The organism is Burkholderia sp. FERM BP-3421 (assembly GCF_028657905.1).
Lineage (GTDB): Bacteria > Pseudomonadota > Gammaproteobacteria > Burkholderiales > Burkholderiaceae > Burkholderia.
This window is the reverse complement of the sequence record NZ_CP117782.1, coordinates 691,917-709,593: the sequence shown is the minus strand read 5'-3', so window position 1 is coordinate 709,593 and position 17,677 is coordinate 691,917. Positions and strand designations below refer to the sequence as shown.

The following is a 17,677-nucleotide window of genomic DNA, read 5'->3' as shown; positions in this document are numbered from 1 at the left end:
TCAACGCTCCAGATGTTCGAATTGAATGCGCGGGTCGACCCACACGTAGCAGAGATCGGAAATCAGCTTGGTGGCAAGCCCGATCAGCGTAAACAGATACAGCGTGCCCAGCACGACCGGATAGTCGCGGCGGATCACCGATTCATACGACAGCAGCCCGAGCCCGTCGAGCGAGAACAGCGTCTCGATCAGCAGGCTGCCCGAGAAGAACGCGCCGATGAACGCGGCCGGAAAGCCGACGATCAGGGGCAGCAGCGCGTTGCGGAACACGTGCTTCCACAGCACGCGGCGCTCGGGCAGCCCTTTCGCGCGCGCGGTCAGCACGTATTGCTTGCGGATCTCGTCGAGGAACGCGTTCTTGGTCAGGATCGTGACCACCGCGAAGCTGCCGACCACCGATGCGGTGATCGGCAGCACCAGGTGCCACAGATAATCGGTGACCTTGCCCAGCAGGCTCAGCTGCGCGAAGTTGTCCGAGGTCAGCCCGCGCAGCGGGAACAGCTGCCAGAACGAGCCGCCGCCGAACAGCACGAGCAGCAGCACGCCGAGCACGAAGCCCGGGATCGCATAGCCGACCAGCACCACGAGGCTCGTCGCGACATCGAAGGTGGAACCGTTGCGCACGGCCTTCGCGATGCCGAGCGGCACCGACAGCAGATAGGTCAGCAGGAAGGTCCACACGCCGATGCTGATCGACACCGGCAGCTTCGACACCACGAGCGACCACACGCTCTGGTGATGGAAATAGCTCTGGCCGAGGTCGAAGCGCGCGAAGCGCGACAGCATCAGCCCGTAGCGCTCGAGCGGCGGCTTGTCGAAGCCGTAGAGCGCCTTCAGCTGTGCGACCTGCTGCGCGTCGACGCCCGTCGACGCGCGCATCCCGAAATGCGCGCCGCCCTGCTCCGCGCCCTTGCGCAATTCCTGCACGGCCTGCTCGACCGGCCCGCCCGGCACGAACTGGATCACGACGAAGGTGATCGTCAGCACGCCGAGCAGCGTCGGAATCATCAGCAACAGGCGTTTGAGGATGTAGCTCCACATAGGCGTTCCAGATAGTCGGCCCGCGACGGGCCGGGTGGATCAGCGGCCGGGCAGCGCCCACCAGGTCGACGGCACCCAGCCTTCCGCCGCATAGTACAGCGGCAGGCGCGCCGGATAGGCGAGCGTGCGCTTGTAAGCGATCCGGTGGGTGTTGCTGTACCACTGCGGCACCACGTAATAGCCGTGCATCAGCACGCGGTCGAGCGCATGCGTCGCGTCGAGCAGCTGCTCGCGCGTCTGCGCCTGCAACAGCGTCTTCACGATCGCGTCGAGCGCGGGCGACTTGACGCCCATCAGGTTGCTCGACCCCGGCTGGTCCGCGTAGCGGCTCGCGAAATACAGCGCCTGTTCGCTGCCCGGCACCTGCACGGCCGGATAGCGCAGCGTCGTCATGTCGAAATCGAAGCTGTCGAAACGCTTTTGCAGCAGCGCGTAATCGGCGATCCGCAGCTTCGCGACGATGCCGAGCTTCGCGAGATTGCGGATATACGCGTTGATCACCGCTTCCATCGTGGAGCCCGGCCCCGAGGACCCCGAATCATCGAGGATCTCGAACACGAACGGCTCGCCCTTCGCATTGCGCAGCGCGCCGTCGCGATAGGTCCAGCCGGCCTGCGCCAGCAGCGCGCGCGCCTTCAGCAGGTTCGCGCGCAGCGAGCCGGGCGGGTTGGTGTTCGGCTGCACGGGCATCGGCCCGAACACGGCCGGATCCAGCTGCGCGCGCAGCGGATTCAGGATCGCCAGCTCGCCCGGCCCCGGCGTGCCGGTGGCCTGCAGGTCGGTGTCGGCGAAGAAGCTGTCGATGCGCGTATAGCCGCCGTAGAACAGCTGCCGGTTCAGCCACTCGAAGTCGAGCGCGAGATCGAGCGCCTGACGCACCCGCGCGTCGCGGAACATCGGCCGGCGCTGGTTCATCACGAAACCCTGCATGCCCGCGCCGTTGTGCTGGCGGAACTCGCGCTTGATCAGCTCGCCGCTGTCGAACGCCTTGCCGACGTCGCGCCGCACCCAGTTGCGCGCGATGTTCTCGACCAGCACGTCGTACTCGCCGGCCTTGAAGGCTTCGAGGCGCGTGACCGGATCGCCGTACAGCTTGTAGACGATCCGGTCGAAGTTGTTGGTGCCGATCCGCACCGGCAGCCGCGCGCCCCAGTAGTTCGGGCTGCGCTTGTAGCGGATGGTGCGGCCGCTGTCGTATTGGTCGATCACGTAGGGCCCGCTGCCGATCGGCTGCTGGAACGCGAGCTGGTCGAACGGCACGCGCGTGCCGTCCGGCCGCAGCCCCCACTTGCGCGAGAACACCGGCAGCGAACCCGCGATCAGCGGCAGCTCGCGGTCGCGGCGGCGGAACGCGAAGCGCACCGTGGCCGCATCGACCGCGACCGCGTGCGACAGATCCGCCAGATAGGCCGGGTACTGCGGCGCGGCCTGCGGACTCTTCAGCGTGTCGAACGAATACACGACGTCCGCCGCCGTGACGGGGTCGCCGTTCGAGAAGCGCGCGGCCGGATTCAGGTGGAACGTGACGGACAGCCCGTCGGGCGCGATCGCGATGTCGTCGGCGAGCAATCCGTAGGCGCTCGCGGGCTCGTCGCTGCTGCCCGTGACGAGGCTCTCGAACAGCATGTCGATGCCGGGCGCCGGATTGCCGCGCATCGTGTACGGATTGAACTTGTCGAACGAGGTGAGCCGGTTCGGATTGGCGAGCACCAGCGTGCCGCCCTTGGGCGCATCGGGGTTCACGTAGTCGAAATGCGTGAAGCCCGGCGGGTATTTCGGCTCGCCGTACTGCGCGATCGCGTAGACGGCGCCCGCCGGCCGCGCGGCCAGCGCCGTCGCGGCAAGCAGCGCCAGCGCCGCGGCGCGCGCGAGCCGGCGCGGCGCGCCGGCGGTTCGTCGCGCTGCCGCGCGGCGTGACGGTTGCGACGCGTGCGGCGGTTGCGGCCGGGCGGCCGCGGGCGAACCTGTCGTCATAGAAGCCTGTCGGTCGATCGGGAATGCCAATGTGAGAGAATTCTACCCACTCAAAACCGATCATGACCATCCGCCGCCCGCCGAACTCGCACGGGCGCGCGCTTCAATAGGAGAATTCATGGGCTTTCTCGCCGGTAAACGCATTCTGCTGACGGGCCTGCTGTCGAACCGCTCGATCGCTTACGGCATCGCCAGGGCCTGTCATCGCGAAGGCGCCGAACTCGCGTTCACCTACGTCGGCGATCGCTTCAAGGATCGCGTCACCGAATTCGCCGCGGAATTCGACAGCACGCTGGTGTTCCCGTGCGACGTCGCCGACGATGCGCAGATCGACGCGCTGTTCGCCTCGCTCGGCCAGCACTGGGACCGTCTCGACGGCCTCGTCCACTCGATCGGCTTCGCGCCGCGCGAGGCCATCGCGGGCGACTTCCTCGACGGCCTGTCGCGCGAGAGCTTCCGCATCGCGCACGACATCTCGGCATACAGCTTCCCGGCGCTCGCCAAGGCCGCGCTGCCGCTCCTGTCGAACGACGCATCGCTGCTGACGCTGTCCTACCTCGGCGCCGAGAAGGCGATTCCGAACTACAACACGATGGGCGTCGCGAAGGCCGCGCTCGAAGCCAGCGTCCGCTACCTCGCCGTCTCGCTCGGCGCCAAGGGCATCCGCGTGAACGGCATTTCGGCCGGCCCGATCAAGACGCTGGCCGCGAGCGGCATCAAGGGCTTCGGCAAGATCCTCGAATTCGTCGAGCACAATGCGCCGCTCAAGCGCAACGTGACGATCGAGCAGGTCGGCAACACCAGCGCGTTCCTGCTGTCGGATCTCGCGAGCGGCGTGACGGCCGAGATCATGCACGTCGACAGCGGCTTCAACGCCGTCGTCGGCGGCATGGCGGGCCTCGAAGAGTAAGGAGTAAGCGGGCAAGCGCGCGTCCCACGCGCGAACGCGCCCCGGCGGCCGGCCTCCACGCCGGCCGCCGGGGCGTTCTTGCTGTGGCGCGGCGCGCCGCCGCTCACGCGGGCAGCGTGCGATGCAGGTCGGCCAGCGACACCAGCGTGCGGAACAGGCGCGCGAGGCTGCGGCTCGCGTAGCGCTCGATCTCGTCGGGCGACGTCCAGCGGAACGCATCCATCTCGGGAATCATCGCGCCGCTGGCGCGGCTCGGGAAGAACGACGTGCACACGCAGCGCGACGGATCGATCTCGGCGGACACCGCGCGCGCGGCGAACAGATACAGGTCCTTGTCGGGCCGGTACGCGAAGCGGCCGAGGTCGACCAGCCGCGCGGGCGCGAGCGTGATCCCGGTTTCCTCGACCAGCTCGCGCAGCGCCGCCTGCTGCGCGGTCTCGCCCGGCTCGCCCTGCCCTTTCGGAATGTCCCAGTGGGTCGTCTCGGTCGCGTGCGCAAGCAGCACGCGGCCCTGTTCATCGAGGATCACGACCCCGCACGACAACGTGCGGGACCGGCTGGCGCGCATCATGCGTCGTTCCGACCGCGCGGGCTCAGCGCTTTTGCAGCGCCCACTGGCCCGCCGCCGTCTTGCAGAAGCGCGGCTTGAGCGTCATCGACTGCCCCTTCGCGCTGATCTCGACGACGATCTCGCGGCACGTGCGGCCGCCGTCGTCGGCCGTCGTCGGCGTGAGCTTCGCCGCGATGGGCGTGCCTTTCCGATCATTCTGCCAATCGACTGTTTCGCCATCCTTGCCATCGTCGCGCACGTGCTGCACGGCCTTCGTCAGCGAGGCGGTGTCCGCCTTGCTGAAATAGCTGACCGGCGTGTCGTTCAGGAAATTCAGGTTGTTCTGCGCGTGCGCGCCACAGGCGCCGGCGGCCAGCGCGCCGGCGGCCAGCACGCGCGCCAGGATGGACAGGGAAGCTCGCTTGGACATCGGGTTCTCCTCGTGGGCGATCGGATCACCGCGCGGCAGGTCCGCGCGGGCGACAGCGGACGAGGATAGCATGGCCGCCGTGCTCAGCGGGCCGGCGCGGCCGCGCCCGCTTGATAGCCGTCAGTGAGGGTCTGCAGAAAAGCGATCACATCCTTGATCTCGGCTTCGTTCAGCACCGGCGGATCGCCGCGCTTGCGATCGAACGGCGGATCGGTGTTGAGATTGCCCCAGTACTGCTTCGGCAGATCGTCGTATTTCTGCACGACGCCGTGCCGCACCGGATAGAACTTCTCGGGATTCGTGTCGCGCTCCGCGTAGAAACGCATCACATCCTCGAGCGTGTGATAGATGCCGTTGTGGAAGAAGCTCTTGCGCAGCGCGACGTTGCGCAGCGTCGGCGTGCGGAACAGCCCGCAGAATTCCGCGCGCCCCTTCAGGTCCTGCCGCTCCGGGCCGCAGGCGCCGAGATCGTGGAACTTCGGATCCCGATTCACCGGCAGCGCGCGGTTGCGCGGCACGCCGACCGCGATCAGCCCGAAGTCGCTGAACTGCGGCGGCGTGCCGTCGAGCGCGCGCTGGCTCAGGTGACAGCTTGCGCAGTTGCCCTTTTTCTCGTCGTTGAACACCTGCAGGCCGCGCAGTTCGGCGGGCGTCAGCCGCGCGCGGCCGGCGAGGTACGCGTCGTACTTGCTGGTGTACGGATAGAACACCTCGGGCGTCTGCTCGAAGGTGCCGAGCGCGCGCAGCACCGCGGCGAAGGCCGCGTCGTCGTCGTCGAGCACGCGCGCGCCGAAGGTCGCGCGGAATTCCGCCGCGTACGGCGCCGCGCGCACCGCGCGCGCCACCTTCGCGGGCGTGCTGTTCATCTCGAACGACGAGGTCAACGGGATGCGCGCCTGTTCCGCACCGCTGTCGACGCGGCCGTCCCAGGTCAGGCCGCCCGTCGGACCGTTGTCGACGCTCTCGTCGCCCTCGTCGTCGGAGTCGTGATAGTGCTCGCTGAACGCGGGCACCGACTGCAGGTACTTGAGCGTGGGCGCCGCGCGGAAGCCCGGCTTGCTCAGGTCGTCGCCGCCGAGCTGCACCGCCAGCGCGTTCGGCGGGCTGAAGCCGTGTTCGGGGCTGTGGCACGACGCGCATGCCAGCTTGCCCGAGCCCGACAGCGACGGATCGAAGAACATCGCCTTGCCAAGCGCCGTCATTCGCCTGACGCCTTCGTAAACCTGCGCACGCGTCTGCGGCTGGTCGCTGACCACGGCCGCGCCGCTCGCCGCCGCGGCGGCGGCGGGCGCGACCGGCGCGTCGGGTGTGCGCTCATGGCAGCCGGCGAGCGCCGCGGCGAGCGCGAACACGCCCAGCGCGGCGCGCGGCGCAAGGATCCGGGACAGCTGGGCAGGCAGGCGACGCATCATCGAATCGGCACGAGTCAAGGGAAGAGAGGCGCGAGCGTATGTCAGTCGCATGTCATTTCCGTGACGATTACATTGATAGCTTATCGAAAGCTCCACTACATTCCGCTGTCAAACGCGCCTTACATAATTCGCGCAGCCGGCTGTCAAAACCAGTTCAGCGCGCGTCCGGCGAATGGCCGCGCAGCACGCCGGTCCCTCGGTACACAAGAGAGACAACGAATGAAGAAAACCTGGATCCGCGTCACGCCCATCGCGTTGGCAGCGGCTATCGGCCTGAGCGCATGCGGCGGGGATGATATTGCGTCGCCGGGCCTGACGGCGGTCAAGAACGTCGTCGTGATCTACGCGGAGAACCGCAGCTTCGACAACCTGTACGGCGCCTTCCCGGGCGCGAACGGCCTGCAGAACCTGGCGGCCGCGAGCGCGCAGCAGCTCGATCGCGATGGCACCCCGCTCGCGACGCTGCCGAAGATCTGGAACGGCCTGACCGCCAGCGGCGTGACGCCCGCCGTGACGGAAGCGATGACCGCGAACCTGGCGAACGCGCCGTTCGCGATCGACGATCCGCAGGGCTTCAATACCTCGATGAACGTGACCACGCGCGATCTGTACCACCGGTTCTACGAGAACCAGATGCAGATCAACGGCGGCAAGAACAACATGTTCGCCGCGTGGGCCGATTCGGGCGGCCTCGTGATGGGCCACTACAACACCAACGCGTCGAAGCTGCCGCTGTGGAAGATCGCGCAGCAATACACGCTCGCGGACAACTTCTTCATGGGCGCGTTCGGCGGTTCGTTCCTGAACCACCAGTACCTGATCTGCGCGTGCGCGCCCTACTACGCGAACGCCGACAAGAGCCCGGCGGCCGGCTCGGTTTCGGTGCTGAACGCGGACGGCGTGTCGCTCAAGACCGCGGCCAACTCGCCGGCGTCGGCGCAAAGCGGCCCGCCGAAGTACGTGAACTCGGGCAACCTGACGCCGGACTTCTACGCGATCAACACGATGCAGCCGCCGTACCAGCCGAGCGGCAACAAGAGCCCGGCGGGCGGCGACCCGACGCTCGCCGATCCGGCAGTGGCCACGACGCTGCCGCCGCAGACGCAGCAGAACATCGGCGACCTGCTGAGCGCCGCGAACGTCTCGTGGGCGTGGTACGGCGGCGCCTGGAACCAGGCGCTGCAGGCCGCGCAAAGCGGCACCTCGGGCGTGATCTACGGCCCGAACATGACCGCGCCGAACTTCCAGCCGCATCACCAGCCGTTCAACTTCTACGCGAACCAGGCGCCCGGCTCGGCGAGCCGGGCGCAGCATCTGCTCGACGGCGGCGTGAACGGCACCGAGTTCATCAAGGCGATCGACGCCGGCACGCTGCCGCAGGTGTCGTTCTACAAGCCGCAGGGCAACCTGAACGAGCATGCGGGCTACACCGACGTCGCCTCGGGCGACCAGCACATCGCCGACGTGATCGCGCATCTGCAGAAGAGCCCGCAGTGGAACAACATGGTGGTGGTCGTCACCTACGACGAGAACGGCGGCTTCTGGGATCACGTCGCGCCGCCCAAGGGCGACCGCTGGGGCCCGGGCTCGCGGATTCCGGCGCTCATCATCTCGCCGTACTCCAAGCAGGGCTTCGTCGACCACACGCCGTACGACACCGCGTCGATTCTGCGCTTCATCACGCGCCGCTTCTCGCTGCCGCGCCTCGCGGGCCTCAAGCAGCGCGACGACGCGCTGGTCGCGAACGGCGGCAAGCCGATGGGCGACCTGACCAACGCGCTCAACCTGTCGACGGGCCAGTAAGCACGGCGTCGACGCCGCGATAATCTTCACGATCACGACTTCGCAGGGCGGCTCCGGCCGCCCTTTTTTTCGTCCCGCCGCGCCGCGCCCGACGACCGTTCTCGTTTAGAGAAACCCTGCATCTGTATTTTTCATCCCACGGATCCGATAAAATTCATATCATGCGCATGTTTAATGCGCCCGCCTCGCGCGCCGCGCCACCCCATCTGGAGACGCCTTTCATGCTGGACGCCATCCTGGTCACCATCGGCATCGCCGCGGTCGCGTGCTCGCTGTTCTACAAGTTCCTGTTGCTGCTGTACCAGGCCGACCAGCGGGCCGCCGCGCGCCGCCGGGAACACGGCCCGCGCGGCGATGCGCCCGGCGGGCTCTAGAATAACGACGCCGCGCCTCCAGTCAGATTGCTCATTTCACGTTCGAGGAACAGACCATGCCACGCTCGCTTTCCACTCCGCTGACCCAACGGCTCGGCATCGCCCTGCCCATCGTGCAAGGCCCGATGAACGGCGGCTCGACGCCTGAAATGGTGATCGCGGTCTCCAACGCCGGCGGTCTCGGCTCGCTCGCCGCCGCCGGGTTGAGCCCCGACGCGATCCGCGCGCAGGCCGCGACGATCCGCGCGGGCACGTCGAAGCCGTTCGCGATCAACCTGTTCGTGCTCGACACGCCCGCGCCGAGCGAGGCCGAGGTCAACGCCGCGCTCGAACGGCTGGAGCCGATCCGCGCCGAGCTGGGCCTCGCGCCCGGACAGCCGCTCGCGCGCTACTGCGAGGATTTCCGCCAGCAGCTCGAGGCGCTCATCGCATTGAAGGTGCCGGTCGCGAGCTTCACGTTCGGCCTGCTCGACGCCCCGTCGGTCAAGCGCCTGCACGACGCCGGCAGCCTCGTGATCGGCACCGCCACCAGCGTCGCCGAGGCGCGCGCCTGGGCCGCCAACGGCGCGGACATCATCTGCGCGCAGGGCGCGGAAGCCGGCGGCCATCGCGGCACCTTCCTCGGCCATCCGGACGCCAGCATGATCGGCACGCTCGCCCTCGTGCCGCAGATCGCCGACGCGGTGCCGCTGCCCGTGATCGCCGCGGGCGGCATCATGGACGGCCGCGGCATCGCCGCCGCGCTCACGCTCGGCGCGCAGGCCGCGCAGCTGGGCACGGCCTTCCTGACCAGCGCCGAATCGCCGATCCATCCGCTGTGGCAGGCGCAGATCCGCGAGTCGACCGACACCTCCACGCGCACGAGCCGCACCTTCACGGGCCGCCCCGCGCGCGGCATCGTCAACCACTACATCGAGCGCATGGTCGAGTTCGAGCGCGAGGTGCCCGCCTATCCGATCCAGAACGCACTGACAGCCGAGATCCGCAAGGCCGCGGGCGCGGCGAACCGCCCCGACTTCATCTCGATGTGGGCCGGCCAGGCCGCGGGCCTGAGCCGCCGGCGCGACCACGGCATCCCGGCCGGCGCGCTCGTGCATGCGCTCGCCGAGGAAACCGTCGCGGCGTTCGGCTGAGCCCCCGCCCCATGCAGGCGCGCCCGGCCCCGCGAACGGGGCCGGGCGCGCAGCGCTTCAGCCGCCTAGCGGAACACGACGGTCTTGTTGCCATTGAGCAGGATCCGGCGTTCCGCGAACCACTTCACGGCCCGCGCCAGCACCACGCATTCCGCATCCCCGCCGATCGTCGCGAGCGCCTGCGGCGACATCGCGTGATCGATCCGCGCGACGTCCTGCTCGATGATCGGCCCCTCGTCCAGCTCGCGCGTCACGAAATGCGCGGTCGCCCCGATCAGCTTGACCCCGCGCGCGTGCGCCTGGCCGTACGGCTGCGCCCCCTTGAAGCTCGGCAGGAACGAGTGGTGGATGTTGATCACGCGGCCCTTCAGCGCATCGCAGAACTGCGGCGACAGAATCTGCATGTAGCGCGCGAGCACCACCAGCTCGATGTCCTGCGCGTCGACCAGCGCGAGAATGCGCTGCTCCTGCTCGGCCCGCTCCTCCGCCGACGCGTGCGGCGGCAGCGGGAAATGATGGAACGGCAGGTTGTAGCCGTCGACGAGCCGCGCGAAGTCGCGATGATTCGACACGACGCCGACCACCTCGACCGGCAGCGTGCCGCTCGCGTGGCGGAACAGCAGGTCGTTCAGGCAGTGCCCTAGCCGCGACGCCAGCAACAGCACGCGCGGCCGCGCGGCCGTGGCGTACAGCGTCCATTGCAGGCCCGAGCCGTCCTCGAGCCGGCCGATGCCCGCGCGCAGCGCGGCCTCGCTCGCGCCGCCCTCGTCGAGCGCGAACACGATGCGCATGAACAGCCGCCGCGACGCCGGGTCGCTGTACTGCGCGGAATCGAGCACGTGCCCGCCCAGTTCCGCGAGCACGCTCGACACGCGATGCAGCAGGCCGCGCTGCGCGGGACAGGACGCGAGCAGCGCATACTCGACGCCGGCGGGCGGCTCCGCCAGCGCCGCGGCGCCGGACGCGCCGGTTTGGCTTGATGTCAACACGACGTCTTCCTCCTCGTCAGAGCGCGGCATGCGCGTGGCTGCCGCGCGCCGCCATGTTCAGGTGGTCCACCACGTCACCGAGCCGGCGAATGCCTTCGGTGAGGTCGGCGGCGCTCAGCGCGCAGAACGGCACGCGCAGGAACTGGTAGCCGGGGTGCGCGTCGAAGAACGCGCTGCCCGACGACAGCACCAGGCCCGCCTCGAGCGCGGCCGAGCGCAGCGAATGCTCGTCGATGCGCGCGCCGAGCTTCAGCGACGCGAAGAAGCCGCCCTCCGGCCGCACGAACAGCCGTCCGGGCAGGTAGCGCTCGATGGCCTGCACGCAGGTTTCGAGGCGCGGCCCGTAGAGCGCGCGCAGGCGGTCGAGCTGCGGCGGCAGCTGGCCGCTCTCGCACCAGGCCGCGACGACGCCCTGAGCGAACACGCCGGGCGTGATGTAGTGCCGCTCGGCGACGCCCGCGACGCGCTGCACGACCGCCTCGGGCGCGACCAGGAAGCCCGTGCGCACGCCCGGGCTGATCAGTTTCGTGAACGAGCTCAGATGCAGCGTCAGGTCCGGCGCGAGGCTGCGCAGCGACGGCAGCGGCGCGCCCTGGTAGCGCAGCAGGCCGTACGGCCCGTCCTCGACGAGCAGGAAACGGTATTCGCGCGCCCAGCGGATCATGGTTTGCCGCGCCTCCAGGCTCATGCACGCGCCGGTCGGATTCTGGAAATCGGGAATCAGGTAGACCAGCTTCGGCCGGCGGCGCTGCAGCTCGCGCTCGAACGCATCGAGCCGGACGCCCTCGTCTCCTACCTCGATGCCGACCACCGTGACGCCGTGCTGGCGCAGCGTCGTGAGCGCGCGGTCATAGGTCGGGCGCTCGACGAACACCACGTCGCCCGGCCGCAGGTACGCGTCGCAGATGAAGTTGAACAGTTCGAGCGAGCCCTGGCCGATCAGCACGTTCGACATCGCGCAATCGAACCACGACGCGATGAATTCGCGCAGCGGCGGATAGCCGAACGCCGGCCCGTATTGCAACATCCGGCTCGCGTCGCGCGCGAGCGCGCTCGACGCCATCGCGCGCAGCGAATCGACCGGAAACGATTGGGGATCGGGCACGCCGCGCGACAGATCGATGGTTTTCATGGGAAGTCCTCTCTACGGGGATTAGTTGACGAGCCGCACCGTGCCGCGCGCGCGCGGATCGGACGCCGCCTCCGGCATGTCGCCGGCGACGCGGATCACCTGGATGTCGCCGTTCGTGAAGCGCGGCTGGAGGTTGTAGCCGCGCGCGATCAATTCTTCGGCGAGCGCGCCCTCGATCGGCGCATAGGGTTCCCAGTACACGGTGTTGACGGGCAGCAGCTGATGGTGGACGCGCATCTTCGCGACCGCTTTCGCGAGCGGCATGTCGAACGCGTGCACGTTGTTCAGCACCTGGAAGATCGAGCCGAAGATCCGCGAGCCGCCCGGCGTGCCGATCACGAACGCCACCCGGCCGTCCCGGGTCAGGATCGTGGGCGTCATCGACGACAGCATGCGCTTGCCCGGCGCGATCGCGTTGGCGTCGGCGCCGACGAGGCCGAAGCGGTTGGTCGCGCCCGGCTTCGCCGAGAAGTCGTCCATGTCGTTGTTGAGCAGGAAGCCCGCGCCCTCCACCACCACGCCGCTGCCGAACTTCGAATTCAGCGTGTAGGTGTTGGACACCGCGTTGCCGAACTTGTCGACGATCGAGTAATGGGTGGTCTCGTCGCTCTCCCCGAGCCCCGGGCGCACGGCCTCCATCCGGGTCGGCACCGCGAGGTCGATCTCCGCCGCGCGCCGGCGCAGGTAGGCGGGGTCGAGCAGCGCGTCGACCGGCATGATCTGGAAGCCCGGATCGCCGAGGTATTCGGCGCGATCGGCGAACACCCGCTTCATCATCTCCGAGAACAGATGCACGTACTGCGTCGAGTTGTGCTCGACGCCCGCGAACGCGCCGTCCAGCTCGTCCCGCATCTTGAGCAGTTGAAGCAGCCCGATCCCGCCCGAGCTGGGCGGCGGCGCGGTCACGACCTCGTAGCCGTTCCAGCGCCCGACGAGCGGCTTGCGCCAGATCGTGCGGTAGTGGCGCAGGTCGTCCTTGGTGATCGGCACGTCCTGGCCGGACAGCTGGCGCACGAGCAGCTCCGCCGTCGCGCCCAGATAGAACTCGCCGACCCCGAAGCGGGCGATCCGTTCGAGCGTCGTGCCCAGCTCCGGCTGGCGGAATACGCCGCCCTCCTCCATCTTGCCGAAGTAGTGCTTGAAGTTCGTCTTGCCCTCGAAATCGTCGAGCATCACGTCGCGCCGCTCGATCAGCTGGCGATGCACGATGAAGCCCTGCCGCGCGTAGCGGATCGCGGGCTCCACGAGACGCCGCCACGGCAGCGAGCCGAAGCGGCGGTGCGCATCCCACAGCCCGCGCACGGTGCCCGGCACCGCGACCGAGTGGCGGCCGACCACGCCCTTGCCCGGCACCACCTCGCCGGCCTCGTCGAGGTACATGTCGCGCCGCGCGTTCTCCGGCGCGCATTCGCGGTAGTCGAGGAAGTACGGGATGCCGTCGTGGAAAATGGTCATGAAGCCGCCGCCGCCGAGGTTGCCCGCCTCCGGATAGGTGACGGCCAGCACGAACGCGGCCGCGACCGCCGCGTCGACCGCGTTGCCGCCCTCGGCCAGCACCGCCTCGGCCTCGTTCGCGCTGTACAGGTCCGGCGCGGCCACCGCGCCCGCCTTCAGCACCTGCGGCGCGCGCGCACCGGGTTCCTGCTGCAGCTTGCGCATGATGCGCCGCGATTCCTCGGCCGCATCACGCGAGCGCGCGTCCTGCTCCGGTTCGTGCCGGGTGGGGTTTTCATTGCTGATCTTCATGGTCTGCCAGTCCTGATGAATGGATATGAGACGGCGCGCGGGCGGCCGGAACGCGGCCCGCGCGCCCTGCCGTCAGCCGAGCGCGGCTTCCGGGTGCGCGACGGCCTGCTGCGCCGGCGCGGAAGCGCCCAGGAACACGCCGGGCCGGTTCGGGTGGTAGGCGAAATGCATCGGGTGTTCGCGGCGCTCGACCGCGTCGAACACCGCCTGGGCAATCTCGGGCGCCTGCGCGAAGCCGCCCGTGTTGTGCCCGCCCGTGATCACGCAGCGGCCGCCGCGCGCGCCCGGCACGATCTCGAACACGCCGAGACCCGACGAGGTCCACGGCCGCACGCAGTACTTGAAGCTGTCCTGCAGGTTGCCCGCCTCCGTCGCCGCGCTGTACGAGGCCGGGAAATACTTGGCCGCCGTGTCGACCAGCCCCTGGTAGATCTGCTGCAGCTGCGCGAGGTCGATGTTGCGCGGATCGACGCCGGTATGGCCGTAGCCCGAGCCGATCACGAGGATCGGCTGACCGCGCTCGTCGGTCGCCACCGTGATGTTCGCGTCCTCGGTGATGTGCCCCTTGCGCGCGAGCTTCAGCGAATGGCGCAGCCCCGGTTCGAGGTTCGGGATCCGCAGCCACGCGCCCAGCACGCCGTGGATCTTGCCCTTCGTCTCGGTGCCGCCGAGCAGCGCATCGCCGTACGCGCCCGTCGACAGCACGTAGTGGTCGGCTTCCAGCACGTCGTCGCCGATCCGCACGCCGCACACGCGCTGCTCCGCGTCGCGCTCCAGGCGCTGCGCGGCGCAGCCCCAGGTGAACTCCGCGCCGCCCGCGCGCAGACGCTGCAGCAGCCCCCGCACGAACTTGTGCGCGTTGACCGTGAAGCCGACCACGTGGATGCCGCCTGCGATATGGCCGCCCCGCACGGCGTCGGCCAGCGCCGGATGCCGCTGCGCGACCTCCTGCGGCGTCAGCACCTGGCGCGTCGCGCCGATGCGGTTCTGGCGTCGCACCGCGCCCGCGAACTGAGCGTCGTCCGAATAGAGCCGCAGGATCCCCTCGCACAGCAGCGAGGCCGAGAACAGGTCCGGGTCGTCGTCGATCCAGCGGGTCCAGCGCGGATGGCTCGCGCGCGACAACGCGAAGATGTCCTCGTTGTACTTGTCGGCGAGCCAGACCGGGATCCCCTCGAACTCGCGCACCCAGCGCATCTCGTGGTCGGACAGCGTCTCCTTCCAGTGCACGTTCCAGCCCAGCTCGGTCACGCTGCGCCGGAACAGGTTGTTCATCGTCAGCGACACCTGCCGGTCGTTGTAGTTGTCCATCTCCGACAAGGTGAACATGCGCGCGTCGTCGCCGCCGTGGGTGCAGCCGTAGGCCGTCCACGGATGCGCCGCGCCCGGGTCCGGGCGCGCATCGACGAAGTGCACCGCATAGCCCTCCTGCTGCAGGCGGAATCCGGTCACGAGATTGACGAGCCCCGCGCCGACCAGCAGCACCGTGGTGCGGCCGACGATCGTCTCGGGCGCGGCCGCCTCGTCGCGCTCGGCGCGGCTGCGCAGCGCGTGGCGCACCCAGCGGGCTTCGAGCAGCTCAAAAGCGTTGACGTACGCGTCGCCGAGCGACTTCCCGACCGCCTGCAAGGTCATGCTGTTGCCGGCCTCGATCTCGCCCGACGGCGCGTAGTCGAGCAGATCCTGCGCATTCGGATCGGGGATCACGACGCGCACGACGTGGACGGGCGCCGCGCTCGCCGCGGCCCATTCGTCGATCGCCTTGCGCGGCACCGGATCGCTCGAGATCAGCGCGTCGACGCCGCCTTCGATCAGGGTGCGCGCGAGCATGTCCTGGCTCTTGTGCAGCAGGTCCGGACGGTAGATCACGTTGTCGGCGAGCAGCGCGTCCTGCAGCGGCTGGTCCAGCACATCTAACAACAGTATTTTCATGGTGGTATCCGATGGAATGTCGGTAAGGGTCAGGGATGCGCGCCGCGCATCCGATACGGTCGCGGCCGGGCCTCAGCCATGCGGGCTCAGCGCCAGCAGCCCGAGCACGTAGACATAGGCGAGCACCATGCCGAGCGCGCAGAAGCGACCGTTCGACACGAAGCTGGTCTCGCGGCTCGACATCTGCAGACTGGTGGCGGCGAGGATCGAGCAGATCGACACGGGCGACAGCAGGTTCGACATCACGAACATCGACGTCCACGCGAGGTACTGCACGTAGGTCGGCCCGAGCACGGTGGCATCCACGAGCGGGAAGAAAATGCCGAACAGGATCATCGGATGCACGCCCAGCATCGTGATCGCGGGCAGCACGGCGATCAGCAGCACGCCCACCGCGTAGGGATTGCCGAGCGGCGCACGCACGGCCTGCGGCAGGTACGCGGCGAGGTCGACGTGCTGGATCGTGAAGATCAGCAGGCTCGACGCCGCGAGCAGCAGCAGCTCGGGCGCGATGCCGTCGATGCTCTTCGGCGCTTCCTTCGTCACCGCCCCCGCCTTGCCCGACAGCACCAGCAGCTCGAACGCGTAGCCCGCGATCATCGCGAACGCGAATGACCAGGTCAGCTTGCCGGTGGCCACGTAGCAGATCGCGCCGAACCCCGCCACCATCGCCGCGAGCACGAGCGGCTTGAGCTTGTCGACTTCGCGCGCCTTGGCGGCGCCCGTGTCGATCTCGAGACGCGGCGTCATCGCCCCCGCCACCACGAACAGCGCGAGCGGCATGCCGAGCAGCAGCACCGCGCCGGTATCGAGGTGCGGGATCGCGGCGGCGATCGACGCCGACGCGACCGTGGTCGGCAGGATGAACATCGATGCGCACAACGCGCGCATCGTGATCCGCGCGATGCCCTGGCGGTTCTTCACCTGCGGCCCGCACACGGCGCCCATCATCGAGATCGCGCCCTGGCTCGTGAACAGCGTGAGCGCCATCGTCGCGAGCGCCACCCGCACCGAGTTCCGCGCGCCATCGGGCGGCGTGATCAGGCGGCTGCTCACGAACGCGGCGAGCCCCGAGCGCGTCAGGCTGTGCCGGAACAGCGACACGCCGACGAGCAGCGCCATCACCGGCGAGAAGCGCCCCATCGCCGCGAGCAGCTGCGGCGCGTCGACGACGCTGCCGAGCAGCGGCAGGCAGATCACGAAGATGCCCACCGCGTACCACAGCGTCTGCTTCTTGCGGCTCTCCTTCGACAGGCACAGGATCGCGAGCGGAATGCACGCGACCACGCCGACGCTCGACGCGAGCTTGGGCAGCGCGGCCGAGAACGTCGTCGCCGCCAGCAGCAGCAGCGAACTCAGCATCAGCGCGCTGGCCTTCTGCCATCCATTCAACATGGTGTCTTCTCCTTATCGTCCTAGATGGATTGCAGGAATTCGTTGAGGAGTTCCGGCTCGGTCACCATCGGGTCGTGCCGCGCGTCGAGCTCGCGCCAGATCCAGCCCGGCTGCGCGCGGATGTCCTTCTTGAGCTTCGCGAGCGGCGCGAACGAATGGGCGACGCAATCGACGTAGATGCGCGGCACGCCGTTGCCGATCGGGTGCTTCAGGAAGAACTTCTCCTGATAGGGGCCGACCGGATGCGGCGTCAGCAACGATCCGACCCAGGCCTTGTCCGCCTCCGAGACGATGTCGTAGGTGCTGAGCGGCGGCGTCGGGATCGCGATACCGTTGCCTTCGCGCGCCACCTGCTCCAGCCGCTTGCGGGTGATCTCGGCCGGCTGCGCGTCGAACGCGGACATTCCGTTCGGCACGACGAGCGCATCGAGGTAGACGAGCGTGCGCAGCGCCTGCGGGATCCGGTCGGCCACGCCGCTGATGATCAGGCCGGAAAATCCGCTGCCGACCAGCACCACGTCGCTCAGGCCTTCGTACTGGATATGGTTGACGATGCTCGTGATGTGGGTGGTGAGCGTGATGTCCTTCGACAGCAGATGCTTCGCCTCGCCCACCCCGGGGCAGGTCGGCGTGGATACGTTGTGCCCGGCCGCGCGCAGCTTCTGCGCGACCTTCTTCCAGCACCAGCCGCCGTACCACGCGCCATGCACGAGCACGAAGGTCTTGGCTCCGCCCGGCGCGGCCGCGGGGAGCTTGGCGGACGCATCCTGCGCCTGCGCGGAACGGGCCGCGAGCGCGCCCAGCGCGAGGCCGATCGCCCCGCTGTTGAAATTGCGTCGATTCATGGTTCCGGTCT

15 protein-coding genes are annotated in these 17,677 nt (G+C 68.8%); 4 read left to right on the top strand and 11 right to left on the bottom strand.

Annotated elements, in window-relative coordinates:
- Both Bsp3421_RS19125 and Bsp3421_RS19120 read right to left on the bottom strand, forming a co-directional pair.
- Entirely contained in the window at positions 1-1,041 is a 1,041-nt protein-coding gene (locus Bsp3421_RS19125) for a microcin C ABC transporter permease YejB (RefSeq protein ID WP_274002435.1), read from the bottom strand.
- 39 nt (positions 1,042-1,080) lie between these two features.
- Entirely contained in the window at positions 1,081-3,015 is a 1,935-nt protein-coding gene (locus Bsp3421_RS19120) for an extracellular solute-binding protein (RefSeq protein WP_274002433.1), read from the bottom strand.
- Between the two features lie 118 nt (positions 3,016-3,133).
- On the opposite strand from Bsp3421_RS19120, the gene fabI reads away from it, so the two are divergent.
- On the top strand, positions 3,134-3,925 hold the full coding sequence (fabI, locus tag Bsp3421_RS19115) for an enoyl-ACP reductase FabI (protein WP_274002432.1): 792 nt from the start codon (positions 3,134-3,136) through the stop codon (positions 3,923-3,925).
- 103 nt (positions 3,926-4,028) lie between these two features.
- Here the strand turns inward: fabI and Bsp3421_RS19110 are convergent, their stop codons facing one another.
- From Bsp3421_RS19110 to Bsp3421_RS19100, 3 genes are all read right to left on the bottom strand, one after another.
- Positions 4,029-4,496 carry an NUDIX hydrolase gene (locus tag Bsp3421_RS19110; RefSeq protein ID WP_443111568.1) on the bottom strand — a complete coding sequence of 156 codons (468 nt, stop codon included), beginning with the start codon at positions 4,494-4,496 and terminating at the stop codon, positions 4,029-4,031.
- Between the two features lie 22 nt (positions 4,497-4,518).
- On the bottom strand, positions 4,519-4,905 hold the full coding sequence (locus tag Bsp3421_RS19105; protein WP_274002430.1) for a hypothetical protein: 387 nt from the start codon (positions 4,903-4,905) through the stop codon (positions 4,519-4,521).
- 83 nt (positions 4,906-4,988) lie between these two features.
- A complete protein-coding gene (locus Bsp3421_RS19100) occupies positions 4,989-6,317 on the bottom strand; it encodes a cytochrome-c peroxidase (RefSeq protein WP_443111567.1) in 1,329 nt (442 codons plus the stop codon).
- Positions 6,318-6,536: 219 nt separating this feature from the next.
- Between Bsp3421_RS19100 and Bsp3421_RS19095 the strand changes: the two genes are divergently transcribed.
- From Bsp3421_RS19095 to Bsp3421_RS19085, 3 genes are all read left to right on the top strand, one after another.
- On the top strand, positions 6,537-8,120 hold the full coding sequence (locus Bsp3421_RS19095; protein ID WP_274002427.1) for an acid phosphatase: 1,584 nt from the start codon (positions 6,537-6,539) through the stop codon (positions 8,118-8,120).
- A 221-nt stretch (positions 8,121-8,341) separates the two neighbouring features.
- Positions 8,342-8,494, top strand: coding sequence for a hypothetical protein (locus tag Bsp3421_RS19090; RefSeq protein WP_274002425.1), 153 nt, complete (start codon positions 8,342-8,344; stop codon positions 8,492-8,494).
- Positions 8,495-8,550: 56 nt separating this feature from the next.
- Entirely contained in the window at positions 8,551-9,627 is a 1,077-nt protein-coding gene (locus Bsp3421_RS19085) for an NAD(P)H-dependent flavin oxidoreductase (protein WP_274002423.1), read from the top strand.
- Positions 9,628-9,692: 65 nt separating this feature from the next.
- Here Bsp3421_RS19085 and purU read toward each other — a convergent pair whose 3' ends face one another.
- From purU to Bsp3421_RS19055, 6 genes are all read right to left on the bottom strand, one after another.
- On the bottom strand, positions 9,693-10,574 hold the full coding sequence (purU, locus tag Bsp3421_RS19080) for a formyltetrahydrofolate deformylase (RefSeq protein WP_274004276.1): 882 nt from the start codon (positions 10,572-10,574) through the stop codon (positions 9,693-9,695).
- 58 nt (positions 10,575-10,632) lie between these two features.
- The gene (locus Bsp3421_RS19075; RefSeq protein WP_274002422.1) at positions 10,633-11,748 is read right to left on the bottom strand and encodes an aminotransferase-like domain-containing protein; all 1,116 of its coding nucleotides are present in this window, start codon (positions 11,746-11,748) and stop codon (positions 10,633-10,635) included.
- Positions 11,749-11,769: 21 nt separating this feature from the next.
- Positions 11,770-13,494 carry a gamma-glutamyltransferase gene (ggt, locus tag Bsp3421_RS19070; RefSeq protein WP_274002421.1) on the bottom strand — a complete coding sequence of 575 codons (1,725 nt, stop codon included), beginning with the start codon at positions 13,492-13,494 and terminating at the stop codon, positions 11,770-11,772.
- Positions 13,495-13,566: 72 nt separating this feature from the next.
- Complete coding sequence (locus tag Bsp3421_RS19065) at positions 13,567-15,426, bottom strand: NAD(P)/FAD-dependent oxidoreductase (RefSeq protein WP_274002420.1); 1,860 nt, start codon at positions 15,424-15,426, stop codon at positions 13,567-13,569.
- A gap of 72 nt (positions 15,427-15,498) precedes the next feature.
- Complete coding sequence (locus Bsp3421_RS19060; protein ID WP_274002419.1) at positions 15,499-16,821, bottom strand: hypothetical protein; 1,323 nt, start codon at positions 16,819-16,821, stop codon at positions 15,499-15,501.
- 20 nt (positions 16,822-16,841) lie between these two features.
- A complete protein-coding gene (locus Bsp3421_RS19055; RefSeq protein ID WP_274002418.1) occupies positions 16,842-17,666 on the bottom strand; it encodes an alpha/beta fold hydrolase in 825 nt (274 codons plus the stop codon).
- Between the last annotated feature and the right edge of the window lie 11 nt (positions 17,667-17,677).